The following is a 23,844-nucleotide window of genomic DNA, read 5'->3' as shown; positions in this document are numbered from 1 at the left end:
GTACACTGCCGCGCCATGAGCCAGACCATTCCCCATACCCAACTGCCAACCGAGCCCGAAGTCAGCTGCAGCACCTGTGCAGCCTGCTGCTGCCAACTGGAAGTGATGCTGATCGGCGACACCGGCGTGCCACAACGCTACATCGAGACCGACGCCTGGGGCGGTGAGGTCATGCGCCGCCTGGACGACGGCTGGTGCATAGCGCTCGATCGCGACAGCATGCGCTGCACCATCTATGCACAGCGCCCGCTGATCTGCCGCGAGTTCGAACTCGGCGCCGCCGAATGCCTGGAAGAACGGCGCGGCATCGCCACCGCCTATAGCCAGTAACATCTTATGTATGAATTTTAATGTTGAGTAAGTGCATTTCTATAAATACATAACGATCAACCATGAAGGAACACCCTGGCTCAACACCGAGCCATTTCAGTGCACCAGCACCAATCCAGTGCGTTACTCGGTCGCACTTCATGGCTTGATATCAAAAAAACAGAATAAAAGCGTATTTATTATTAATTAGTCGAATCCATCGCCGTCCCGCACACTTTCGGTGCTCTTTCCTTCGCCCCCGCCACGCTCTCGCGAACCCACCAACAGCCCGTTCCGAGCGACAGGAGAGACATGCCTGAAATTCTCAGCAAGACGGATTCATTATGGCTACCCTTGCGACTGCCCCCCATTATTACAACTACGAAATCGTTCGCCGCTTCACCCTCACAACCCTGTTCTGGGGCATCCTCGGAATGGGCATGGGTGTATTCATCGCGGCCCAACTGGTCTGGCCGGAATTGAACTTCGGTATTCCATGGCTCAGCTTCGGACGTATCCGCCCCGTCCACACCAATCTGGTGATCTTCGCCTTCGGCGGCGGCGCGCTGTTCGCCACCTCGTTCTACGTGCTGCAACGTACCTGTCGAGTACGGATCATCTCCGACGGCCTGGCCAACTTCCTGTTCTGGGGCTGGCAGGCAGCCGTGCTGGCGATGATCGTCAGCTATCCGCTGGGCATCACCTCCTCCAAGGAATATGCCGAGATGGAGTGGCCGATCGCCTTGTGGGTCACCCTGTTGTGGGTGATCTACGCCTACCTGTTCTTCGGCACCATCGCTCGCCGCCAAGTGCGCCACATCTACGTGGGCAACTGGTTCTACGGTGCATTCATCATCGTCACGGGCATGGTGCATGTGGTCAACCACATCGCCAAACCGGTCTCGCTGCTCAAGTCCTACTCGGTGTACTCCGGCGCCACCGATGCAATGATCCAGTGGTGGTACGGCCATAGCGTGGTCGGCTTCATCCTCTCGGTAGGCTTCCTGGGGATGATGTATTACTTCGTGCCCAAGCAGGCCGAGCGGCCGATCTATTCCTATCGCCTGTCCATCGTGCACTTCTGGGCGATCATCACCCTGTATATCTGGGCCGGCCCGCATCACCTGCACTACACCGCTCTGCCGGACTGGGCGCAAACCCTCGGCATGGCCATGTCGGTCATCCTCCTGGCGCCAAGCTGGGGCGGCATGATCAACGGCATGATGAGCCTGTCCGGCGCCTGGCATAAGCTGCGCACCGATCCGATCCTGCGCTTTCTGGTCGTTTCGCTGGCGTTCTACGGCATGAGCACCTTCGAAGGCCCGATGATGGCCATCAAGACGGTCAACGCGCTTTCCCATTACACCGACTGGACCATCGGCCACGTACACGCGGGAGCCCTGGGCTGGGTGGCGATGATCTCCATCGGCGCGCTCTACCACATGCTGCCCAAGCTCTATGGTCGCACGCAGATGCACAGCGTCGGCCTGATCAATGCGCACTTCTGGCTGGCGACCATCGGCACCGTGCTGTACATCGCCTCGATGTGGGTCAACGGCATCACTCAGGGCCTGATGTGGCGTGCGGTGAACGAGGACGGCACCCTCACCTACTCCTTCGTCGAGGCGCTGGAAGCCAGCCACCCCGGCTATGTCGTGCGCCTGCTTGGCGGGGCGGTCTTCGCCAGCGGCATGCTGCTGATGGCCTGGAACACCTGGCTGACGGTGCGCAGCGGCGAACGCATCGATGCCGTGCACTCCACCCCGGATGTTGGAGCCGCCGCCCATGCCTGACGCCCTGATCCTGCCGGTTCTCGCCACGCTGGGTTGCCTGCTCGGTTGCTGGCTGAGCTGTAGCATTCCGTCGACGCTCGACCAGGCCAGCCTGCTGCCCTTCGCCGACGATCCAGAAGCGGCGGCGCGCATGACGCAAGCCACGGGCCGCCCTTGCAAGGTCACCACGCAGCCACTCGAAGAGCCCGGCAATCCGACCGAAGAGTCTCTGCTCGCTTGACGTTCCTTCGCCCACGGACGGGCGTCCAGAAGTGCCGCTTGCGGCACCCTCAGGGCTTTTCAGTAGTGAAGGGCCCTCTTTTTGACCGGATACCATGAACACACCATCACGCCTGCACCAATGGTGCATCGCCTTTCTCCCCGAGGCTCCACACACGCGGCCACGCGAATGGCTGCGCGCGGCACTCGGCGCCAGCCTGGGTTTTGTCTTCACCACCTGGCTATGCGGCCAGCTTTTCGGCCCGCAGCTGGCCGTGCACTTCTCCGGCCCGCTGGCCGCCTCGGCGGTACTGCTGTTCGCCGTCTCTTCGGGCGCACTGGCGCAACCCTGGTCGATCCTCGGCAGCTATCTGTGCGCCACTCTGGTCGGTGTGCTGGTCGGTCATCTGCTCGATCACAGCCTGCTTGGCGCCGCCCTGGCGATAGGTCTGAGCCTGTTGCTGATGTGCCCGCTGCGTTGCCTGCACCCGCCAGGCGGTGCCATCGCCTTCTGCGTCGTATTCGCGCCCGTGGCACCGGGTATACCCGCCTGGCACCCAGCCATGACGGTGGTGATCGCCGCGCTGGGCCTGCTGAGCAGTGCGCTGATCTATAACAACCTCACCGGCATGCGCTACCCGCGCCAGACTGCGCCAGCAGCCGATGCACACCATACCCGCGACCCGTTGCCCGGCGAGCGCGTAGGCATCCGCGATACCGACCTCGACCAGGCGCTCGACGAACTCGGCGCCTTCGTCGACGTGACTCGCGAAGACCTGGCGATGATCGTCAAAAGCACCGAGCGCTATGCGCTGCGCCGCAGCATGGGCGATATCCGTGCCGGCCAGGTGATGTCACGCGACCTGATCTGCGCCACGCCGGGCACCAGCATCAAACAGGGCCTGCACCTGCTGCGCCACCACCACCTCAAGGCGCTGCCAATCCTCGACCATAACCAGCAACTGGTCGGCATCGTCAGCCTCAGCGACCTGATCGCCCCCCTGCATCACCGCCCGGCCAAGCGCCTTGGCCTGTTCAAGCGACGCCCTCGCCCGCGCCTGGGGGAGCTGATGAGCAGCCCGGTACGCTGCACCGATGTCGACACGCACGTCGTCGACCTGATTGGGGTGTTATCTGATCGCGGCCTGCACTGCCTGCCAGTGCTGGAGAACGAAAAGCTGGTGGGGATCATCACCCAGACCGACGTGATTGCGGCGTTGCAACGAGATCTATTGGCCCACTTCGATTGAGGCGACGACGTGCTGCGATCCAAGCTCGCGCCCCCCTAATGCGGCTGCTCATCGAAAAGTGCCAGAGCAGCCCTTACACTGCCCGTCTGCCCGCTTGCTGAGCACCGCCACGACATGGACATCGATCTGATCCGCACCTTTCTGGAAATCGTTCGCAGCGGCAGCTTCATCGCCGCCGCCGAACGCCTGCACGTTACCCAGACAGCCGTCACGGCGCGCATCCAGAAGCTCGAAGGTCACCTCAACTGCACGCTGTTCGTACGCAACCGAGCCGGGGCCAAGCTAACGGCCGACGGCGAAGCCTTCGTCGCCTACGCCAATCAGATACTGCAAACCTGGGAGGCAGCGCAGCGCGACCTGCCGCTACCGGACGGCTATCACAACGTCATCCACATCGGCGGCGAGGTCAGTCTGTGCAACCCGTTGATGCTGCGCTGGGTCAGCCGCATCCGCACGCACATCGACCAGTACGCCGTGCACTCCCATATCGGCGCTGGCCAGGAGCTGCTGCGTCAGCTTGAACTGGGCGTGCTCGATGCAGCCTTGGTTTATCAGCCGAACTACTGGCCGGGCATGCAGGTAGAGCAGTTGCTGGAAGAAAAGCTGATCCTGGTACGCGCGAAGAATCCCGAACCCTATGTGTACGTCGACTGGGGCGAGGCCTTCCGCCTGCAGCATGACAGCGCGCTACCGGATCGGGCAAAGGCGCCAGTATCGTTCAACCTCGGGCCGCTGGCCCTTCAGTACATTCTCGAGCACGGCGGCTCTGGCTACTTCCGCACGCGAGTGGTGCAGAGCTACCTGGACAAGAAGGTGCTAAAACGCGTGCCGCGCGCCCCCGAGTTCAGCTACCCGACCTACCTGGTGTATTCCCGCGAGCGCGACTCGGTGGTGCTGCAGCAGGCGTTCGATCTGCTGCGCGGAATCATCGCCGAGGACACGGACTGGTCGCAGCGCTGGGACCCGATGATCTAAGCACCATCTGAAACGAAATCGCCCCTCGTATAGAGGGGCGATTTCTTCATAGCCATGTCAATGACTGTTCAGAAGCTCATGCGGTAATGCACGGTGTAGGCTTCGGCGCCATCGTTTGGCTTCTTCAGACCAGCGTTGGAGTAGTGGATCGCACGCAGGCCGATTTCCTGCCCGGCGAAACGCAGGCCGACGCCGATGCGGTCTTCGAACTGAAACGACGAACCCAGTTCGTTGCTTTCCAGTTCGGTGCTGGAGAAAGCGGCAACGCCGATACCGGCTTCGATGTAAGGACGCACGTTCTGCCCGGCGAACTCGTAAACGAATACCGGCGCGAAGGAAACGCTGTGGTTGCTCGCTGTCTCGTCACCATCCCAGTAGGTGTAACCCAGGTCCCAGTAGCCAGTCAGACGGCCGTAGCTGCTCTCCAGCCAGCTGTGGTTCCAATCCCACTGCGCACCCAGGCGATAAACCATCGTTGAATCACCGCTCTGACCAATAGCCGCGGTTACATCCGCAGCCTGTGCAGCACCCATAGTTCCGAACGTGAGGGCTGTTGCTGCGGCAAAGGCGTACAACTTCTTCATGAGTCATTCCTTTTTAGCGAGGGTTTTTATCAGGCTGTGACAAAAATATAGAAGCATCCGATAACAGGGAAACCCTGATCTGAAAAAAATTCACTATATCGAAAGAACTTCGGCTTCTTCGCTCAGCAAAATCGGCAATACGCGGCAAAGCTGCGATGTTTCTCCGCTACTCCAGTAGCGTGTCGGCTGCGCCGGCTCAGTGGCCAGCAGATCGTGCTGAGCGAGCAAGCGCTGCAACTGACGCGCTACGGCGGCCCCCGTGTCGATCAAGGTCACCGAGGGTGGCACCAGCTCGCCCAGCAGCGGACGCAGGAAGGGATAGTGGGTACAGCCGAGAATCAGCGTGTCACAGCCCTCGGCCAGCAGCGGCGTGACATAGCCCTGCAGCAGCTCACGGGTAGCCGCTGCCTGCAGCTCGCCCGCCTCGATGCATTCCACCAACCCCGGACAGGGCTGAGTGATCACCCGCACATCATTGGCGAAGCGATCGAGCAGTGCAGCGAACCTGGCGCTCTTGAGCGTACCGGTGGTTGCCAGCACACCGACCACGCCACTGCGGGTCGCCGCCGCCGCCGGTTTTACCGCAGGCTCCATACCGACGATGGGCAAGTGCGGATAGCGCTCGCGCAGCTCGGCGGCAGCTGCGGCCGTGGCGGTATTGCAGGCCAGCACCAGGGCCTTGGCCCCCTGCGCCAGCAGGTGCTCGGTGATCAGCACGCAGCGTTCGCGAATGTATTCCGGGCTTTTCTCGCCGTAAGGCACATGGCCGCTGTCAGCGACGTAAAGCAGCGTCTCGTTGGGTAGTAGCTGACGAATTTCGCGCAGCACCGACAGACCGCCGACGCCGGAGTCGAAAACGCCAATCGGCGCCTGCGACTGACTCATTGTAGGAGCGAGCTCTGCTCGCGAAGCGTCTTGAGGGTGCGGCGACATTCGCGAGCAGAGCTCGTTCCTACGATCCTTAGCGCCCACCGCACACCTCGCAGGCTGGATCGCGCTTGACCCGCAACTCGCGAAAACGTGTGCCCAGCGCGTCGATCAACAGCAGACGGCCCACCAGCGGCTCGCCAAAACCGGCCAGTAGCTTGAGTGCCTCCAGCGCCTGCAGGCTCCCGACCAGCCCAACCAATGGGCCGACCACTCCGGCCTCGCTGCAGGTCAGTTCGGCTTCGCTGCCGTGACCGTACAGGCAGTGATAGCAGGGGCTGGCGGCATTGCGTGGATCGAACACCGACAACTGCCCTTCCAAGCGGATCGCCGCACCGGAGACCAGCGGCTTGCCGGCCGCGACGCAGGCGGCGTTGACCGCCTCGCGGGTGGAGAAATTGTCCGAGCAGTCCAGCACCAGATCGACGCTGTTCACCGCGGCGGCCAGAGAGTCGGCGTCCAACGCCTGACGATGCGGCACCAGGCTGATCTGCGGGTTGATCGCCGCCAGGCGCACCATAGCCGAATCCACCTTGGCCTGGCCGATACTGGCGGTGTCGTGGGCGATCTGCCGCTGCAGGTTGGTCAGGTCCACCGTATCGAAGTCCGCCAGGTGCAACTCACCGACGCCAGCTGCAGCCAGGTACAGTGCCACGGGCGAACCCAGCCCGCCCATGCCGACGATCAGCACACGACCCTGCTTGAGGCGCAGTTGGCCCTCCACATCGATCTGTTTCAGCAGGATCTGCCGGCTGTAACGCAGCAGTTCATCATCGCTCAGCATCTGATCACTCATGGTCGAAACGTCCCAAACTGATGCGCTCATGGCCACCCAGGTCACGCCTGCTGTGCACCTCGGCGAAACCACCGGCGGCCAGCAGCTCGCGGACGGCCTCGGCCTGATCGAAACCGTGCTCCAGCAGCAGCCAGCCGCCTGCAAGCAAATGTGCTGGCGCAGCCTGGATGATCGCGCGGATATCGTCCAGCCCGTCGCAACCGGCGACCAGGGCGCTGCTCGGCTCGAAGCGTACGTCGCCCTGCTCGAGGTGCTGATCGTCAGCGCGGATATAAGGCGGGTTGCTCAGGATCAGGCCATAGCGTTGCCCAACCAGGGCGGAGAACCAGTGGCTGTGCACGAAGCGGGCGTTGCCCAGCGCCAGGCGCTGGCGATTGCGCTCGGCCAGGGCCACGGCATCTTCGACGCGATCTACGCCGGTCACCTGCCAGGCCGGGCGTTCGCTGGCCATGGCCAGGGCGATGGCACCGGTGCCGGTACCCAGATCCAGCACCGCCAACGGTGTGGCGGGTAGCAGTTCGAGGGCGGTTTCCACCAGCAGCTCGGTGTCAGGGCGTGGGATCAGGGTATGCGGCGCTACCTCCAGATCGAGGCTCCAGAAGCCCTGATGACCAAGGATATAAGCGACCGGCTCGCCCTGGCGGCGGCGCTGCAGGTGGTTCTGAAACAGGGCTAGTTGCTCGTCATCCAGCTCGCGCTCTGGCCAGGTACGCAGGTAGCTGCGCGGTTTGCCCAGCGCGGCCGCCAACAGCAGTTCCGCATCCAAGCGCGGCGTTGGCGAATCGGGCAGGTCGGCGGCGTTGAGCATGGATTCGATGGTGGCCATGGTTCATCCTGACTGCTTTTCTCCCCTCTCCCGCTTGCGGGGCTTGGGCGGAAATAGCGAAGCATCGCTTCGCCCGCTCAAGCGCCCTGAGCTCTGCGAGGGGCTGGGGCGCAGAGCGGGGGCCGGGGGAGAGGGGGACTGTTCGACGCTACGTTGGCGTCGCTCATCCCGGATTACACCCGGGCATTGGTAATGGTGCGCACGGCGCACCCTACGAGACGCGCACCGTGCGGCTGCAATCAATCGCCCAGCGCCGCCAACTGATCGGCCTGGTACTCGGCCAACAACGGTTCGATCACCGCTTCCACGCCGCCGGCAATCACTTCGTTGAGCGAATACAGGGTCAGGTTGATGCGGTGGTCGGTCACCCGTCCCTGCGGGAAGTTGTAGGTGCGGATGCGCTCGGAGCGGTCACCGGAGCCCACCAGCAGCTTGCGCGTGTCGGAAATTTCCTTGTGCGCCGCCGCTTCCTGCTGGTCCTGCAGCTTGGCCGCCAACCAGGCCATGGCCTTGGCGCGGTTCTTGTGCTGCGAGCGTTCTTCCTGGCACTCAACAACGGTGCCGGTAGGAATGTGGGTAATACGGATCGCCGAGTCGGTGGTGTTGACGTGCTGACCACCAGCGCCGGAGCTGCGGTAGGTGTCCACACGCAGGTCGGCCGGGTTGATCTCGATAGCGGCCTGCTCGTCCGGCTCCGGCAATACCGCCACGGTGCAAGCGGAGGTGTGGATACGGCCCTGGGACTCGGTCTCCGGCACGCGCTGCACGCGATGGGCACCGGACTCGAACTTGAGCTTGGCGTAAACGTTGTCGCCCTCAACGCGGGCGATCACTTCCTTGAAGCCGCCGTGCTCACCCTCGTTGGCCGACAACACCTCGACCCGCCAGCCCTGTCTCTCGGCATAGCGCGAGTACATGCGGAACAGGTCGCCAGAGAAGATCGCCGCCTCGTCGCCACCGGTGCCGGCGCGCACTTCGAGGTAGACGTTACGCCCATCATTGGGGTCTTTCGGCAGCAGCATGCGCTGTAGCTTGTCTTCCAGGGTGACCAGCGCTTCCTTGGCCTGAGCCACTTCCTCTTCAGCCATCTCACGCAGGTCCGGGTCGCTTTCCTTGAGTAGCGCCTGGGCCCCTTCGAGGTCGCTTTGCACCTTGCGCAGCTCGCGAAAGGTGGCGATCACCGGCTCGATCTCGGCGTATTCCTTGGAATAGGCACGGAATTGCGTCTGCTTGGAAATCACCTCGGCATCGCCGAGCAGCGCCGTCAGTTCCTCGAAGCGGTCGCTGAGGTTGTCCAGTTTGTTCAACAGTGAAGCTTTCATTGCAGACCTTTGTCCTGCGGCGCGCTCTCGTCGAGGGCGAACAATTCCTGGGCCAGACTGAGCGCGTCGACGCGCCCCTCTGCAGTCAATTTCTTCATGCGCACGCTGGGTGCGTGCAGCAGCTTGTTGGTCAGGCCGCGCGCCAGTTGCGCCAGCACATCTTCCGGGTTGCTGCCGTTGGCCAGCATGCGCTGCGCCTTGGCCAATTCCTCGTCGCGCAGGCGCTCGGCCTGCTGGCGGTAAGCCTTGAGCACGTCGACCGCTGCCAGCTCGCGCAGGCGCTGCATGAAATCGTCGGTACCGGCGGCCACCAGCTCCTCGGCGGCCTGCGCGGCGCCCTGGCGGCTCTTGAGGTTTTCCTCGATGACCTCGTGCAGGTCATCGACGGTATAGAGGTAGACGTCATCCAGCTCGCCCACCTGCGGCTCGATATCGCGCGGCACGGCGATGTCGACCATGAAGATCGGCTTGTGCTTGCGCTTTTTCAGCGCACTTTCCACCGCGCCCTTGCCGAGAATCGGCAACTGGCTAGCGGTGGAACTGATGACGATGTCGCTGTGCGCCAGTTCGTCGGGAATGTCCGACAGCAGCACGGCATGCGCGCCGAACTGTTCGGCCAGCTGGCTAGCGCGCTCCAGGGTGCGGTTGGCGACGACGATGCGCTTGATGCCCTGGTCGTGCAGGTGGCGCGCCACCAGGCTGATGGTCTCACCGGCGCCGATCAGCAGCGCCTGGCTACGATGCAAGTCGGCGAAGATCTGTTTGGCCAGACTGACCGCGGCGAAGGCCACGGAGACCGGGTTCTCGCCGATGGCGGTATCGGTGCGCACGGTTTTCGCGGTGCTGAAGGTGGCCTGAAACAAACGGCCGAGCAGCGGCCCGACGGTGCCGGCCTCACGTGCCACGGCATAGGCAGACTTGAGCTGGCCGAGAATCTGCGGCTCGCCAAGGACCATCGAGTCGAGCCCGCAGGCCACACGCATCATGTGCCGCACCGCGTCGTCCTCGCTGTGCACATAGGCACAGGCGCGCAGTTCGTCGACGCTCAGGCGATGATAGTCGGCCAGCCATTGCAGCACTTCATCGCTGCTCATCTGATCCTGCTCCAGGTACAGCTCGCTGCGGTTGCAGGTGGAGAGGATCGCCGCCTCGCGACTGGGCGTCAGCCGGCATAGCTGCTGCAAGGCCTCGACCAGTTGCTCCGGGGTGAAAGCAACGCGCTCGCGCACCTCTACCGAGGCGGTCTTGTGGTTGATACCGAGGGCTATAAAGGCCATGCAGGGTCGCTGAGGGGCAATACGGGAGCCGGCAATTGTCCTACTTCGCCCCGGAGAGAACAACTCCCGCGACCTATTGTCCCAATAGACAGTTCGCCGCATCGTCCTGGCCAGTGGGCTTGCTCCAAGGCTTGTGTCATGATGCCGCGAACGTCGCAGGGCACGAGCCAGCACGGCCGCCGCCCCGGAATAACGCACGACAAGGCACTATGAACAGACCCCTCGCGTTAGTCACCGCAATTGCTCTTCTCAGCGGCTGCCAAACCTTCGCCCCCAGCGAGCCGGACGGTACACCGCCGGTACAGGAAGCCGACCAGACCACCCAGCTGGAACCGAGCGAATACGGCTCGTTCAGCCAGGAAACGCTGTTCGCCCTGCTCACCGCCGAGCTGGCCGGACAGCGCAACCGCTTCGATATCGCCCTCGGCAACTACGTGCAGCAAGCACAGGTCACCGGTGATGCCGGCGTTGCCGAACGCGCCTTCCGCATTGCCGAGTACCTCGGTGCCGAGCAGGCTGCTCTCGATAGCGCGCTGATCTGGGCCAGCAACGCACCGAGCAACATCGACGCGCAACGCGCTGCCGCCGTGCAGCTGGCCCGCGCCGGTCGTTACGACGAATCCATGACCTACATGGAGCAGGTGCTGCAGCGCCAGGGCGATACGCACTTCGACTTCCTCGCCCTGTCTGCCGCGGAAACCGACCCGGATACCCGCGCCGGCCTGCTGCAGGGCTTCGACCGGCTGCTCAGCAAAAACCCGGACAACAGCCAGCTGCTGTTCGGCAAAGCCATCCTGTTGCAACAGGACGGCCGCGCTGAAGAAGCCCTGGAGCTGCTCGAAGACAGCGCAGTGAGCACCAACGAGGTGTCGCCGATTCTGCTGCGCGCTCGCCTGCTGCAAAGCCTCGGCCGTGGCGACGAAGCCTTGCCGCTACTGCAGAAAGGCATTCGCAACAACCCCGAAGACAAACGCCTGCGCCTGACCTACGCGCGCCTGCTGGTCGAGCAGGACCGCCTCGACGACGCCAAGGGCGAGTTCTCCAAGCTGGTGCAGGAGAACCCCAACGATGACGACCTGCGCTTCTCACTGGCGCTGGTGTGCCTGGAAGCCGAAGCCTGGGAAGAGGCCATCGTCTACCTGGAAGAGCTGGTCGAGCGCCGCAGTCATGTCGATGCCGCGCACTACAACCTCGGCCGTGCCTACGAGGAGCTGAAAGACAACGACAGCGCCCTGCAGGAATACAACCTGGTCGGCCCGAGCAACGACTACCTGCCGGCTCAGCAACGCCAGGCCGAACTGCTGTTCGCCCAGCAGCGCGACGAAGAGGCCAGCGCACGCCTGGCCCAGGCTCGCGACGCGCAACCTGATTACGCCATCCAGCTGTACCTGATCGAAGCCGAAGGCCTGAGCAATCGCCGCCAGTTCGAGCCGGCCTGGAAGGTGATCAACCAAGGCCTGGAGCAGTACCCCAACGACCTCAACCTGCTCTACACCCGCGCCATGCTGGCGGAAAAACGCGACGACCTGGCCCAGCTGGAAACCGACCTGCGCTACATCATCCAGCGCGAGCCGGAGCACGCCATGGCACTCAATGCCCTCGGCTACACCCTGGCCGACCGCACCACGCGCTACGAAGAGGCGCGCGACCTGATCGCCAAGGCGCACCAGCTCAACCCGGACGACCCGGCGATTCTCGACAGCCTCGGTTGGGTCAACTATCGCCTGGGCGACCTCGACGAGGCCGAAAGCCTGCTGCGCCAGGCCCTGGAGAAATTCCCCGACCACGAAGTGGCCGCCCACCTTGGCGAAGTGCTCTGGGCTCAGGGTAAGCAGCGTGAAGCCCGCAGCGTCTGGCGCGATGCACTGCGCGCGACGCCTGACAGCCCCATCCTGCGTGACACCCTGTTGCGCCTGACCGGTTCCGAGACTCTTTGATGCTTCGTCACCTACTCGTATTCAGCCTCCTCGCCCTGCTCGCAGGTTGCGCCGGCCTTACCTCGCACGAAGCGCTGGAAGGCCAGGGCGACCCGGCCAAATGGAAAGCCCACAAGCAGCAGATCACCCAGCTCGACGGCTGGCAGATCAACGGCAAGATCGGCATCCGCGCCCCGCGTGACTCCGGCAGCGCCACGCTGTTCTGGCTGCAGCGCCAGGATTACTACGACATTCGCCTGTCCGGCCCACTCGGTGGCGGCGCCGCACGCTTGACCGGCCGCCCTGGCGATATCCTGCTGGAAGTGTCCAACCGCGGCCGCTACCGCGCCGAATCGCCGGAAGACCTGCTGCGCGAGCAACTGCGCCTGGACCTGCCGGTCTCCAACCTGCTCTGGTGGATTCGCGGCCTGCCCGCCCCGGAAAGCCGCAGCCGCATCACTCTCGATGGCGAAAGCCACCTGGCGCAGCTGGAACAGGACGGCTGGAAGGTCGAATACCAGCGCTACACCGAGCAAAACGGCTACGCCCTGCCGGAACGCATGAAGCTCTACGGCCAGGACCTGGAAGTGACCCTGGTGATCAAGGACTGGCAGCCGCGTCAGTTGGGGCAGTAAGCGACCACATTCTCTGTGGGAGGGGCTTCAGCCGCGACAGCTTATCGAGCCGTCACTGCTGCGACTGCATGGATGCAGGAGGTAGAACGCAGGAAGCCAGAGTCGAAAGTGCCTCCCACAAAACACCTAGACGGTGGATGGAAAAGCGCCATCCAGCCCCGGATTGCATCCAAGCTACGAGCTGAGCCTTTCGCGGCTAAAGCCGCTCCTACACGGGAGGCTGCGGTGTAGGAGCGGCTTCAGCCGCGATGCCCTCTGACGCGTCGCACCTGTGGATGCATTTCCCAGATAGAATCGCCACATGCCTCGCGACGACTCCCCTGCCCCGACTATGACTGCCATCCCCACCCACGCCGAACTGATCCTGCCCGCCCCTGCCAAGCTCAACCTGATGCTGCATATCCTCGGCCGCCGCGCCGATGGTTATCACGAGCTGCAGACCCTGTTTCAGTTTCTCGACCACGGCGATGAACTCGGCTTCAGCGCCCGCGAAGATGGCGAAATCCACCTACACACGCCTATCGAGGGCGTACCGCACGACAGCAACCTGATCGTGCGTGCTGCCAGGCGCCTGCAGCAGGCATCAGGCACAGCGCTGGGCGCCGACATATGGCTGGACAAGCGCCTGCCCATGGGCGGCGGCATCGGCGGCGGCAGCTCGGATGCCGCCACCACCCTGGTCGGCCTCGACCACCTGTGGCACACCCAGCTTGGCGAAGATCGCCTGGCAGAACTGGGCCTGGCCCTGGGTGCCGACGTACCGGTATTCGTGCGCGGCCGCGCTGCCTTTGCCGAGGGCGTTGGCGAGCGTCTGACCCCGGTTGAACTGGAGGAACCCTGGTTCCTCGTCGCCGCACCGCAAGTCTTTGTAAGCACAGCAGAAGTTTTCGGCTCGCCCGAGTTGACACGGGATACGCCGCCCATTAAAGTTCGCAGCCTTCTTGCGGGGGGTGGTCGAAACGACTGCCAGCCGGTCGTAGAGAAGCGTTACCCTGAAGTACGTAACGCTTTGATCTTGTTGAACAAATTTGTTCCAACCAGATTGACCGGCACTGGAGCTTGCATATTTGGGAGCTTCCCAAATCGGGACGATGCTGATAAAGTCGCCCGCCAACTTCCAGGCACTCTGCCGAGTTTTGTCGCTCAAGGTCGCAACATTTCGATGCTGCACCGCAAGCTCCAAGCATTGGCCAAGAAGTGAATGCTCAGCATTCGGTTATACGATACAGGGGCGTCGCCAAGCGGTAAGGCACCAGGTTTTGATCCTGGCATGCGTTGGTTCGAATCCAGCCGCCCCTGCCATAACCTCTTTCGGGAGGCATCGGAAACCGAGTCAAAAAGCATTCAACACAGAATATAGGGGCGTCGCCAAGCGGTAAGGCACCAGGTTTTGATCCTGGCATGCGTTGGTTCGAATCCAGCCGCCCCTGCCATTTTCCATACCCATCCAGGTATACCCCCAGCCGGCAGGTACTGCGCGTGTCCAAGATGATGGTCTTCACGGGGAACGCAAACCCCGATCTGGCGCGACGGATCGTTCGTCAGCTGCACATCCCCCTCGGCGATGCTTCGGTCGGTAAATTCTCCGACGGCGAAGTCATGATCGAAATCAACGAGAACGTTCGCGGTAAGGACGTCTTCCTGATTCAGCCGACCTGTGCACCCACCAACGACAACCTGATGGAACTGGTCGTGATGGCTGATGCCTTCCGCCGTTCCTCGGCGACTCGCATCACTGCAGTCATCCCCTACTTCGGTTACGCCCGCCAGGATCGCCGCCCGCGCTCCGCTCGCGTGGCGATCAGCGCCAAAGTGGTTGCCGACATGCTCACCGTGGTCGGCATCGACCGCGTGCTGACCGTCGACCTGCACGCTGACCAGATCCAGGGCTTCTTCGACATTCCGGTGGACAACATCTACGGTTCCCCGGTCCTGGTCGACGACATCGAAGACCAGCGCTTCGACAACCTGATGATCGTCTCCCCCGATATCGGCGGCGTCGTTCGTGCCCGCGCCGTGGCCAAGAGCCTGGGCGTCGACCTGGCGATCATCGATAAGCGTCGCGAGAAGGCCAACCAGTCCGAAGTGATGCACATCATCGGTGATGTCGAAGGCCGTACCTGCATCCTCGTCGACGACATGGTCGACACCGCCGGTACCCTGTGCCACGCCGCCAAAGCGCTGAAAGAGCGCGGTGCCGCTAAGGTCTACGCCTACTGCACCCACCCGGTGCTGTCTGGCCGCGCCATCGAGAACATTGAAAATTCCGTCCTGGACGAGCTGGTGGTCACCAACACCATCCCGCTGTCCGCTGCGGCGCAGTCCTGCTCGCGCATTCGCCAGCTCGACATCGCCCCGGTCGTCGCCGAAGCGGTTCGCCGCATCAGCAACGAAGAATCGATCAGCGCGATGTTCCGCTAAGGAACCCGCTGACGTTAAGCGCCCCGCCTCGTGCGGGGCTTTTTGCCCTACCGCCCGAGGCTGGTCGCAAGCCACAAGGCGGTTTGGTTATTTTGGAGAAGTGAAATGACTGTTGAATTTGCCCTGAATGCCGAAGTGCGTTCCGACCTGGGGAAAGGTGCGAGCCGCCGCCTGCGTCGTAACGTGTCCATGGTTCCTGCCGTAATCTACGGCGGCGACAAAGCCCCGCAATCCATCAGCCTGCTGGCCAAAGAACTGGCCAAGCTGCTGGAAAACGAAGCTGCCTTCAGCCACGTTCTGAGCCTGGACGTTGCCGGCACCAAAGAAAGCGTTCTGATCAAAGCCCTGCAGCGCCACCCGGCCAAAGGCTTCGTTCTGCACGCTGACTTCCAACGCGTCGTTGCCGGCCAGAAACTGACCGCCCACGTACCGCTGCACTTCATCAACGAAGCCAGCTCCGTTGGCGTCAAGCAAGGCGGCGGCGAAGTCCTGCACGCCCTGAACGAAGTCGAAGTTTCCTGCCTGCCGAAAGACCTGCCGGAATTCATCGAAGTCGACATGGCTCCGGTCGCTGTTGACCAGACTGTTCACCTGTCCGACATCAAGCTGCCGAAAGGCGTTGAGCTGGTTGCTCTGGCCCACGGCAGCGACCTGCCGGTAGCCAGCATCCACCTGCCGCGCGTTCGTGAAGAAGCTGCCGGCGAAGGCGCTGCCGAGTAATCGTCAGTAGCTGGCCCGGCATGCGATCACGCCGGGCCATGTTCACGAAAGGGCTCCTGTATGACTGCCGTACAACTGATCGTTGGCCTGGGTAACCCCGGCCCCGAATACGACCAGACCCGGCACAATGCAGGGGCCCTTTTCGTTGAGCGCGTGGCAGCCAGCCAGCGCGCCAACCTATCTGTAGATCGCAAATATTTCGGCCTGGTGGGCAAGTTCGTCCACCAGGGGCGCGAAGTTCGTCTGCTCATCCCCACCACCTACATGAACCGCAGCGGCCAGTCCGTGGCGGCCTTGGCCAATTTCTTCAAGCTCAAGCCTGAAGAGATTCTGGTGGCCCACGACGAACTCGACATGCCACCCGGCGTCGCCAAGCTCAAACAGGGCGGCGGCCACGGCGGGCACAACGGCCTGCGCGACATCATCGCCCAGCTCGGCAACCAGAATAACTTCCATCGCCTGCGGCTCGGCATCGGCCACCCGGGGCACGCCAGCCTGGTATCCGGCTACGTGCTCGGACGCGCCCCACGCAGCGAACAGGACCTGCTCGACCAGAGCATCGACTTCGCCTTGGACGTCCTGCCGGAAATACTCGCCGGCGACTGGACCGTGGCCATGCGCAAACTGCATAGCCAGAAGGCCACCAAGTAACCACCTTTCCCCCGAGGGACACATCATGGGATTCAACTGCGGCATCGTCGGCCTGCCCAACGTCGGCAAGTCCACCCTGTTCAACGCCCTCACCAAATCCGGCATCGCCGCAGAAAACTTCCCCTTCTGCACCATCGAGCCGAACAGCGGCATCGTGCCCATGCCCGACCCGCGCCTGGATGCCCTGGCCGAGATCGTCAAGCCCGAGAAGGTCATCCCCACCACCATGGAATTCGTCGACATCGCCGGCCTGGTAGCGGGCGCATCGAAAGGTGAAGGCCTGGGCAACAAGTTCCTCGCCAACATCCGCGAAACCGACGCCATCGCCCACGTGGTGCGCTGCTTCGAAGACGAGAACGTCATCCACGTCGCCAACAGCGTCGACCCCAAGCGTGACATCGAGATCATCGACCTCGAACTGATCATGGCCGACCTCGACAGCAGCGAGAAGCAACTGCAGCGCGTGGCTCGCACTGCCAAGGGTGGCGACAAGGAATCCGTGGCGCAGAAAGCCCTGCTGGAAAAGCTCATCCCCCACCTCACCGAAGGCAAGCCGGCACGCAGCCTGCTCAAGGACCTGGGTGACGACGAGAAGCGCTTGGCCAAGACCTTCCACCTGCTCACCACCAAGCCGGTGATGTACATCGCCAACGTCGCCGAAGACGGCTTCGAGAACAACCCGCACCTCGACGTGGTGCAAGCCATCGCCGACGCAGAAGGCGCCATCGTCGTGCCGGTGTGCAACAAGATCGAAGCCGAGATCGCCGAACTGGACGATCTCGAAGAGATGCAGATGTTCCTCGAAACCATGGGCATGGAAGAGCCGGGCCTGAACCGCGTGATCCGCGCCGGTTACTCGCTGCTCAACCTGCAGACCTACTTCACCGCTGGCGTGAAGGAAGTACGCGCCTGGACCGTCAAAGTCGGCGCCACCGCCCCGCAATCGGCGGCTGCGATCCACACCGACTTCGAAAAAGGCTTCATCCGCGCCGAAGTCATCGCCTACAACGACTTCATTCAGTACAAGGGCGAAGCCGGCGCCAAGGAAGCCGGCAAATGGCGCCTGGAAGGCAAAGACTACATCGTCAAAGACGGCGACGTGATGCACTTCCGCTTTAACGTTTGATCGTTGGGAGCAGTGCATAAACAAAACCCCGCCTTGGCGGGGTTTTGTTGTTTTTGGGATGGAGGATTGTCTAGTGCGGCTGGTGGGAGCTGGGGATTATGAATCCGTTACGAGCCGCCCCGCTGAGCCAGAGAACCCCATAAAACGGGGCTTACGCCCCTCACCCACGCCGGCTAGACCAGTCCTTTCCAGAAAATGCGACCAATGTAGTCACTACGCCAGTGCGAGCTCCTGCTCTTTTTCTTCGTTTGGTGACTTCAGTTCCACTGGCAGGCATTCAAGCAATTTCTCGATAATTAGCTGTACTATCTTAACATTGACCGCGTTTCCGAGAGCTTCATAAGAATCGTAAATTGAAGGCGGCATGGTAATGTCTTCCATGCATTGCAGTCTTGCGCATTCCTTTACTGACATATAGCGCTTTAACCAAGGTAGAACAGGGATCTGAGTGTCAGACGCAGAGACCAATGCTGGTGCATAGTCGAGTCTTTTCACTCTTATCCCAGATGCTCTAATCTGAATTAAGTGCTTCCAGACAGACCGTTCACCGTCCTTGTTATTCCACTCAAGCTTTTGAAAAGATGATGGGTAGGCTTGAATTTTTTCTAGCCAAGATGATATGTGTTCATTGTTTTTCTCGAAAAAAGCTCTATTCCTCTCAATAAAAGATATTTTCCATTTTGGAAAGCCTACCTTTCTAAGTGCATGGCTAGGCAGCCTCTTCTTTATTTCTTCCATACGAAGCCCCTCTAGAGAAACTCCGAAGCTTCCTTTGTAAGGCCATAGGTCTTTAGCCTTGTACTTATCAATTGGCTTCTCTAGAGGATAGGTGGCACCAGCTTCCATACTCCATAGAGGAAAGTAGGGGATAGCAATATCCTTGGGTAGCAACTCAAGAAACTCTTGCCATAAATTTAATAACTCTAAAATGTGCTGAGGGAGCGCCTTAAAGTCTGATGGAGTATCTTCCAATACTGAATATATGCTTGTTGGCGTATCGGTTGGAACCGGCCATTTGAAGCCCTCAAGATTACGAGCCGCCACGATATACATTCGCTCTCGATGTTGAGGTATACCATATCTATGAGGTGATATTTTTGTAGAGGAAACTTCGTAACCTAGTTCATTTAATGTTTCCACGACTTGTTGATATGTATTTCCGTTGTCGTGATTAATGAAGTTGGCGACATTCTCAAGTATTACTAATTTCGGCTTCTTAGCTTCTATGATTTGCGCAATTACAGAAAACAAAGTTCCTCGCGTGGCATCTTTCCATCCCAACTGGCTTCCAGCTTTGGAAAATGGCTGGCAAGGAAAGCCCGCACACAACAGATCGTGCTCGGGTATTTCCCCTATCTTCACATCATTAATGTCGCCTTCAGGAAACAAACCAAAGTTTCTTTCATAATTTTCTCTTAGGACTTGGTTTATTTCTGAAGCAAATACACACTCGCCTCCTAGGTTTTGTGCACCCAAGTGGAAGCCGCCGAGCCCCGCGAACAGATCAATGAATTTAAATTTTTTAATCATAATACTGGAGCTTATCTACTCGTTCGTGAACCCATTCCTCTATTGTATTAGCCAACTCTTCACTGATTTGGTCTGGCGATATCTTTGAAAGCAAAGTCGTTCTATCCAGGAGTGGCCCCTTGATCACGATTAAACTTTTCTGAAAGTCTGTCTCATCCACGAAGAAAGGGATCGACATTCCTTTTATCGGGGTTGTATACGTTTTTATGATATCCCCCCAAATATTAAGATCAGGAGTACTTCTCTTGTCTTGCCAGTTATCGCCAGAGGCACATTGATACATCATAAAATGTGTGCCGGGTCTCCTCCCATGGCCCGGAAGATAACCGTACACATCTAAGCCAAGATCTTTAATTTGGCCGTTATCCCAAAGTTGTAGATCTTTCTGTGTAAAGTTAGCGTCCGAGCAAATATTGTTAACGAGCTCTTCAAACTTTGCATTAGTTGCTGTACCCGACCAACCCGTAGTTTTGAACTGTAACGTTGGATGGTAATTCGACAGAGAGATTTTTGTTAATTCCTCTAGAATCGCACCTTGGATCAAGTGGTTTCCGCAATGCGCTTTAGACCAAGTGCTATAAATTTTTCTTAACGAAGCCGTCAAGCAGTATGCTAATGCTAAATCTTCACGCCAGTCATCTCGAAAACTTATTTTCCGAGTCTCCAGCGCTATTGAACGCAATTTTACATGATTAAAGAAATGTTCCAGGTAATGCCATACTTGGTCGATGAACTCATTGCAGAAATCTTGGCTTGTGTAGACCTGATTTTCCATGAGGACATCGACCAAGTCCGTTCTCGATAGGTCTTGCTCCCCGAATAATGCTGAACTTATCGCCCAATCCGCAACTGCTATCATGTCGCAGTTATGCTTCTTGGAACTAGTGGAAATTCCTTTTTCTGGTAGCTCTATCATAGGTTAAATCTTTTCTTTAACCACTGCTTTGAGTGATGGAATTATATTAGTTATCTGAACCAGGTGAAGAGCAAGTCGATTGGCTATCTTTTGAATTTCAGGCTTGTCTGCATGAATATGCAGAGTACTAAATGCAACTTCGAGATTATCCCCAGCCTGAATCAATAGACTAAGTGTCTCTTCTGTGTCACCGCCAGACTTTTTGAGAGCCATCTCAAAGTTAGGCGACAAACTTTCTTCAAGATATGTTACAGCATCTTCACTAAGTAAAATCTTCCCAAATTTGTCAATGTTGCGAGAGTCGCCTAGGATCCCAGTTGTTTTGGCGTCTCCAAACATCCATTTCGAGTACCGGACAAGATTTTCTTCCTTGTCTGAAGGCACAGGCTGAGCAGCTTCCTCCGGCTCCGCCTTTATGTTTATACCCAGGTACTTTTGAACGCCTGCAGTTCTGAGGGATAGATAAAGAAGACTGAATTTTTCTTCAATCTTCTCCACCGCCACGTCCTCAGTATCTTCTAACTGAAGAAGAAGCTTATACGCAATATAGTGGCTTCGGACTGTAGTGGTCTTGCTTCCGATTTTACGCATCACCTGCTCATAGGTGAGCTTTTCTTTTTCAATTAGATAGGCGATAAACTGAGCTTTCTCTGCCGGCTCCCATTCTTTAATACCAGTTACATGGCGGAATCCTAAGAATGCAGATACCTTCTCTCTACTTTCTACCTTTATGTATGGTATTTTCTCGAAGAAATCGTCGCCAATTTTACCTTCAGCCAGTCTGGCGATGTCTCGCCACTTTTTCTCTTCGGCATTACCAGCTATGGCGTCTTGGAGCTTTTTCAAAGCGGCAAGGCGACGGTTTCCTTCGACAATTATTAGCCTCTTACTACCATAGAGCTCCTCCTCCACAGCAATTAATGCTTCTTGAGCCCAGAATCCGCTTTCAATAAATGATATTGCTAGCTCATCCAGAGTCCAATCATTCATTTGGGCTAAGATTTCATCCTGACCTTTTACGGTACTTATGAAATTTCTACCTAGACGTGGATTCTTTGGATCTAGGAATAGCTCATCTACAGACTTGTTTTTAATTTCCACAAAACTTCCATCCATTGTGATGGGAAAAATAATATGAGGCGCCGGAGTACTTAATACTTGATTGTCGATCTCAGTCTTGCTCTGAATTAGATCGGCTTTTCCTTCATCGTCCTATCTCCCTTTATCGGCATACCAACGTCTAGCTACTTCCTGTGTAATCGCTATCCCACGCTTTGATCGGCCAATTTTCGATTAGCCTCGTCGTACTCCGGACTAGTTTGTCCCGACTCCGGGATAATCTCGCCACTGATAAGCCATAGTCGGTACTCAGGGAACACCGCTTGAAGCACGTCGAGTTCTTCCGTGCTCATGCGTATGTCTTTGTACCTCACGCTTTGCCAGCGCGAATAACTGATCGCGCCATTCCTAACAAGGCGATCTAGCCCGGCCTTATCTATTAAAGTTCTAGCCCTGCTCTGTATTGATTCCATAAAGGTATAAAAATACTCTCTGAAACTATTTCACTGGGAGAGGGTTTTGCCTATCATTCAGTTCAATAGATCACTGAAACTATTTCAGTGAAATGTTTTGGTTACGCGGATTATAGGGCAAAAACTATGGAACAGTCTGGTGTAGTGGGGCTTTCGATTTCGGGAGACGCCCAACGCGTAACGGATTTCCGCGACGCACCGTTCTGCACGAAATACGTGCTGGCTCAGCTCCTGGGCACAGAGCAAATCAGCGAAGACGTGGTGCGCGGCTGGATCGAAAGCCACGCCCTGCCGACCGTGAAAATCGGCCGTCATCGCGTCATCAACCTGCACCGCATCCGCCGCGACCTCGACCGAGGCAAAACCATCTTCTGCGCGGGGGATTACAGCGATGACTAATCAGGTGCCCGCCCATGAATCCCTCCCAGTACCTGCTATCGCACCACAAGGATTGCGGCTGCCAGAGCTGCTTTGCCCGCAATCCGCAGGGCAAGACGTTCGCCTTTCGCCGTCACCCGCACGCCGACAACTGCGACTGCTCTGTCTGCTGGTTAAACCGAAACTGGCAACCGCCGAAGCCCGCCGCCTCCCCGTCCATACAATGCACCGACTGCCGCCCCGCTCAATGGCGCATGGTCGATGGGCGGAACTGTGTGACAGCTGCCTCGTACTGCGAGAAACACAAGCCGTCGCCCCGTCCGCCGCAGTACTGGCACGTTGTGAGCGACACCGGCAAGCCCACGCCCTTCGTGCCGCTACGCGAACCGTTCGAGCTGGTGGGGTGAGCGCATGACCGTTTCTTTCCGCATCGGCCGCTATCTGGTCGCCCTGCTCTGGCACGCGTTCCCCTATCTGTTCATCGGGTTTGCTGTCGGTTCGATCTTCTCGACGCTGCAAGTCGTCAAGGTGATGGAATCGGTAGACGACTACTTCTATCAGGCAATGGCAAAGGTCGTGCACCAATGCGCCCCCAGCGATCCGGCCAACGCCGCCGATGCTGAACAGGTCAAGGGCCGCGCTCCCGGCTCGTCGGATCACGCTTCACCGATCCGGCGAACGGAAGCACGGGCAGAGCGAACCCTTGAACACCCACCACCCTAAATAGCCTCCGCTCGTGAGTGTGGGGCAGCTCCACCGCCCCGCGCTCCCGAGCCCTCGGCGGCAAGAGTGGGATGACAAGGGCAAAGCCCTTGGTGTTGAACCAAACCCGCTGCACCAGCGGCGCTAACTGAAAACCTCGGCAAGTCGAGAACCCCACCCGGGCAAAAACGAGAAGTTTGCCCGCGTGGACCCGCTCGGCCTGCTGAAAGGCAAACCCGCGCAATACCGCGCAACCAAGCGAGGAAACACAACATGGCACGCACCACTATGGAATTGGCATTCATCAGCGCTGAGCGCGTGAAGTTCGACAACGTGGATCTGGTCAAGCTGTACCTGGGCGACGAACCGGACGGCGAAAAGGACCTGGGCGTCTCCCTGCTCTCGATGCAGGTAGCAGAAGGCTCCCTGGACGAAGTGTGGGCCGCCTGCAAAGGCCTCGATGTGCTGGAGACCGTCTGCGTCACCGTAGAGATTGATCGCGGTTCCAAGAACGCGGGCAAGTTCATCGTCCTGCACGTCGAGTCGGCCAAGGCTGCCCGTGGCACTGGCGCTGCTGACACTGCCAGCGAAGCCCGCAAGCTCGCCGCCCAACAACAAGCCAAGCCGACCGGCACCCAGCCGGACGCGGCCAAGGCCTGACGGGAGGGCGCCGCCGTGCTGATCGTTGATCGCGTGCTGTGCGACTGCTGTGGCCAGCCCATGGGCCAGCTCTACAACCAGTCCGCCCCCCAGCCCGACCTGCTGCCCGATCTGAACAAGGCGCCCGCCCTCGTCATCTGCCCCGACTGCATCGCCATGGCTGAGGTCATCCGTGACCCCAGCTTGGCGGAGTAAGGGGGCCTGTATGTCGGTCGTTGCTGTTCAAGTGTGCATGCAGTGGACCACCAACGCGGATGCATCGGTGTCCTGCTCGCAATACGGATGGCAACAGGCCTACCTGATTCCTCCTGAGGCCGCTGGCTATGTAGACATCTTAGTCTCAGGGGGATTTTCGCCAGAGGCGTTCGGCATTGGTTTTGGCGGAACGCTGATGGCTTTC

At 59.4% G+C, this 23,844-nt stretch carries 27 protein-coding genes and 2 tRNA genes; 20 read left to right on the top strand and 9 right to left on the bottom strand.

Annotated elements, in window-relative coordinates; all coding sequences use genetic code 11:
- Positions 1 to 15: 15 nt before the first annotated feature.
- From BM059_RS12610 to BM059_RS12590, 5 genes are all read left to right on the top strand, one after another.
- Entirely contained in the window at positions 16 to 330 is a 315-nt protein-coding gene (locus tag BM059_RS12610; protein ID WP_074939039.1) for a YkgJ family cysteine cluster protein, read from the top strand.
- Between the two features lie 323 nt (positions 331 to 653).
- Positions 654 to 2,102, top strand: coding sequence for a cytochrome-c oxidase, cbb3-type subunit I (gene ccoN / locus BM059_RS12605; protein ID WP_074939037.1), 1,449 nt, complete (start codon positions 654 to 656; stop codon positions 2,100 to 2,102).
- Entirely contained in the window at positions 2,095 to 2,322 is a 228-nt protein-coding gene (locus BM059_RS12600) for a hypothetical protein (RefSeq protein WP_074939035.1), read from the top strand. The genes ccoN and BM059_RS12600 overlap by 8 nt, the downstream gene beginning before the upstream one ends.
- A 94-nt stretch (positions 2,323 to 2,416) precedes the next feature.
- A complete protein-coding gene (locus tag BM059_RS12595; protein ID WP_074939033.1) occupies positions 2,417 to 3,550 on the top strand; it encodes an HPP family protein in 1,134 nt (377 codons plus the stop codon).
- Positions 3,551 to 3,664: 114 nt separating this feature from the next.
- Positions 3,665 to 4,525: a LysR family transcriptional regulator gene (locus tag BM059_RS12590; protein ID WP_074939031.1), complete on the top strand. Its 861-nt coding sequence runs from the start codon at positions 3,665 to 3,667 to the stop codon at positions 4,523 to 4,525.
- A 68-nt stretch (positions 4,526 to 4,593) separates the two neighbouring features.
- Here the strand turns inward: BM059_RS12590 and BM059_RS12585 are convergent, their stop codons facing one another.
- The 6 genes from BM059_RS12585 to hemA form a co-directional block, all read right to left on the bottom strand.
- Positions 4,594 to 5,109: an acyloxyacyl hydrolase gene (locus BM059_RS12585; protein WP_074939029.1), complete on the bottom strand. Its 516-nt coding sequence runs from the start codon at positions 5,107 to 5,109 to the stop codon at positions 4,594 to 4,596.
- A gap of 93 nt (positions 5,110 to 5,202) precedes the next feature.
- The gene (gene murI, locus BM059_RS12580; RefSeq protein ID WP_074939027.1) at positions 5,203 to 5,994 is read right to left on the bottom strand and encodes a glutamate racemase; all 792 of its coding nucleotides are present in this window, start codon (positions 5,992 to 5,994) and stop codon (positions 5,203 to 5,205) included.
- A gap of 76 nt (positions 5,995 to 6,070) precedes the next feature.
- Positions 6,071 to 6,820 carry a molybdopterin-synthase adenylyltransferase MoeB gene (locus BM059_RS12575; protein ID WP_074939025.1) on the bottom strand — a complete coding sequence of 250 codons (750 nt, stop codon included), beginning with the start codon at positions 6,818 to 6,820 and terminating at the stop codon, positions 6,071 to 6,073.
- A gap of 4 nt (positions 6,821 to 6,824) precedes the next feature.
- Positions 6,825 to 7,658 (bottom strand): peptide chain release factor N(5)-glutamine methyltransferase, encoded by an 834-nt coding sequence (gene prmC, locus BM059_RS12570; protein ID WP_074939023.1) that lies wholly within the window; start codon positions 7,656 to 7,658, stop codon positions 6,825 to 6,827.
- A gap of 239 nt (positions 7,659 to 7,897) precedes the next feature.
- Positions 7,898 to 8,980, bottom strand: coding sequence for a peptide chain release factor 1 (prfA, locus tag BM059_RS12565; RefSeq protein ID WP_074939021.1), 1,083 nt, complete (start codon positions 8,978 to 8,980; stop codon positions 7,898 to 7,900).
- Positions 8,977 to 10,257: a glutamyl-tRNA reductase gene (hemA, locus tag BM059_RS12560; protein WP_036999222.1), complete on the bottom strand. Its 1,281-nt coding sequence runs from the start codon at positions 10,255 to 10,257 to the stop codon at positions 8,977 to 8,979. Before hemA ends, prfA begins: the two co-directional genes overlap by 4 nt.
- 209 nt (positions 10,258 to 10,466) lie before the next feature.
- Between hemA and BM059_RS12555 the strand changes: the two genes are divergently transcribed.
- The 9 genes from BM059_RS12555 (at position 10,467) to ychF (ending at position 17,726) form a co-directional block, all read left to right on the top strand.
- The gene (locus tag BM059_RS12555; RefSeq protein WP_074939019.1) at positions 10,467 to 12,194 is read left to right on the top strand and encodes a tetratricopeptide repeat protein; all 1,728 of its coding nucleotides are present in this window, start codon (positions 10,467 to 10,469) and stop codon (positions 12,192 to 12,194) included.
- Positions 12,191 to 12,808 carry a lipoprotein insertase outer membrane protein LolB gene (gene lolB, locus BM059_RS12550; protein WP_036999227.1) on the top strand — a complete coding sequence of 206 codons (618 nt, stop codon included), beginning with the start codon at positions 12,191 to 12,193 and terminating at the stop codon, positions 12,806 to 12,808. The genes BM059_RS12555 and lolB overlap by 4 nt, the downstream gene beginning before the upstream one ends.
- Positions 12,809 to 13,139: 331 nt before the next feature.
- A complete protein-coding gene (gene ispE / locus BM059_RS12545; RefSeq protein WP_074939352.1) occupies positions 13,140 to 14,009 on the top strand; it encodes a 4-(cytidine 5'-diphospho)-2-C-methyl-D-erythritol kinase in 870 nt (289 codons plus the stop codon).
- 26 nt (positions 14,010 to 14,035) lie between these two features.
- A tRNA-Gln gene (locus BM059_RS12540) sits at positions 14,036 to 14,110 on the top strand.
- 56 nt (positions 14,111 to 14,166) lie between these two features.
- Positions 14,167 to 14,241: transfer RNA gene (locus BM059_RS12535), tRNA-Gln, on the top strand.
- Positions 14,242 to 14,287: 46 nt separating this feature from the next.
- Positions 14,288 to 15,229, top strand: a complete 942-nt coding sequence (locus BM059_RS12530; protein WP_003244667.1) for a ribose-phosphate pyrophosphokinase — start codon at positions 14,288 to 14,290, stop codon at positions 15,227 to 15,229.
- A 105-nt stretch (positions 15,230 to 15,334) separates the two neighbouring features.
- Positions 15,335 to 15,949 carry a 50S ribosomal protein L25/general stress protein Ctc gene (locus tag BM059_RS12525; RefSeq protein ID WP_037002691.1) on the top strand — a complete coding sequence of 205 codons (615 nt, stop codon included), beginning with the start codon at positions 15,335 to 15,337 and terminating at the stop codon, positions 15,947 to 15,949.
- A 60-nt stretch (positions 15,950 to 16,009) separates the two neighbouring features.
- Positions 16,010 to 16,600, top strand: a complete 591-nt coding sequence (gene pth, locus BM059_RS12520) for an aminoacyl-tRNA hydrolase (protein WP_074939017.1) — start codon at positions 16,010 to 16,012, stop codon at positions 16,598 to 16,600.
- 25 nt (positions 16,601 to 16,625) lie between these two features.
- Positions 16,626 to 17,726 carry a redox-regulated ATPase YchF gene (ychF, locus tag BM059_RS12515; RefSeq protein WP_074939015.1) on the top strand — a complete coding sequence of 367 codons (1,101 nt, stop codon included), beginning with the start codon at positions 16,626 to 16,628 and terminating at the stop codon, positions 17,724 to 17,726.
- Positions 17,727 to 17,939: 213 nt separating this feature from the next.
- Here ychF and BM059_RS12510 read toward each other — a convergent pair whose 3' ends face one another.
- Genes BM059_RS12510 through BM059_RS12500 form a run of 3 tightly spaced genes read right to left on the bottom strand, consistent with a single transcriptional unit; the run spans position 17,940 to position 21,273 of the window.
- Entirely contained in the window at positions 17,940 to 19,256 is a 1,317-nt protein-coding gene (locus BM059_RS12510) for a DNA cytosine methyltransferase (protein WP_074939013.1), read from the bottom strand.
- Positions 19,249 to 20,172 (bottom strand): hypothetical protein, encoded by a 924-nt coding sequence (locus tag BM059_RS12505; RefSeq protein WP_074939011.1) that lies wholly within the window; start codon positions 20,170 to 20,172, stop codon positions 19,249 to 19,251. Before BM059_RS12505 ends, BM059_RS12510 begins: the two co-directional genes overlap by 8 nt.
- 3 nt (positions 20,173 to 20,175) lie before the next feature.
- Positions 20,176 to 21,273, bottom strand: coding sequence for a hypothetical protein (locus tag BM059_RS12500; protein ID WP_139220735.1), 1,098 nt, complete (start codon positions 21,271 to 21,273; stop codon positions 20,176 to 20,178).
- Positions 21,274 to 21,830: 557 nt separating this feature from the next.
- Here BM059_RS12500 and BM059_RS12490 point away from each other — a divergent pair.
- From BM059_RS12490 to BM059_RS25500, 6 genes are all read left to right on the top strand, one after another.
- On the top strand, positions 21,831 to 22,103 hold the full coding sequence (locus BM059_RS12490) for a helix-turn-helix domain-containing protein (protein WP_196446828.1): 273 nt from the start codon (positions 21,831 to 21,833) through the stop codon (positions 22,101 to 22,103).
- Positions 22,104 to 22,117: 14 nt separating this feature from the next.
- Entirely contained in the window at positions 22,118 to 22,489 is a 372-nt protein-coding gene (gene pflM / locus BM059_RS12485) for a lysogeny maintenance protein PflM (protein ID WP_139220734.1), read from the top strand.
- 4 nt (positions 22,490 to 22,493) lie between these two features.
- On the top strand, positions 22,494 to 22,805 hold the full coding sequence (locus BM059_RS25505; RefSeq protein WP_074939003.1) for a hypothetical protein: 312 nt from the start codon (positions 22,494 to 22,496) through the stop codon (positions 22,803 to 22,805).
- 252 nt (positions 22,806 to 23,057) lie between these two features.
- The gene (locus BM059_RS12475; protein WP_074939001.1) at positions 23,058 to 23,444 is read left to right on the top strand and encodes a hypothetical protein; all 387 of its coding nucleotides are present in this window, start codon (positions 23,058 to 23,060) and stop codon (positions 23,442 to 23,444) included.
- Positions 23,445 to 23,459: 15 nt separating this feature from the next.
- On the top strand, positions 23,460 to 23,639 hold the full coding sequence (locus BM059_RS12470; protein ID WP_074937956.1) for a hypothetical protein: 180 nt from the start codon (positions 23,460 to 23,462) through the stop codon (positions 23,637 to 23,639).
- 10 nt (positions 23,640 to 23,649) lie between these two features.
- Positions 23,650 to 23,844, top strand: a 195-nt coding sequence (locus BM059_RS25500; protein WP_074938999.1) for a hypothetical protein, incomplete at its 3' end; no start/stop codon positions are given.

It is taken from the genome of Ectopseudomonas composti, from assembly GCF_900115475.1.
Lineage (GTDB): Bacteria > Pseudomonadota > Gammaproteobacteria > Pseudomonadales > Pseudomonadaceae > Aquipseudomonas > Aquipseudomonas composti.
The sequence above is the reverse complement of the archived record's forward strand: the minus strand, read 5'-3'. Positions and strand labels throughout refer to the sequence as shown.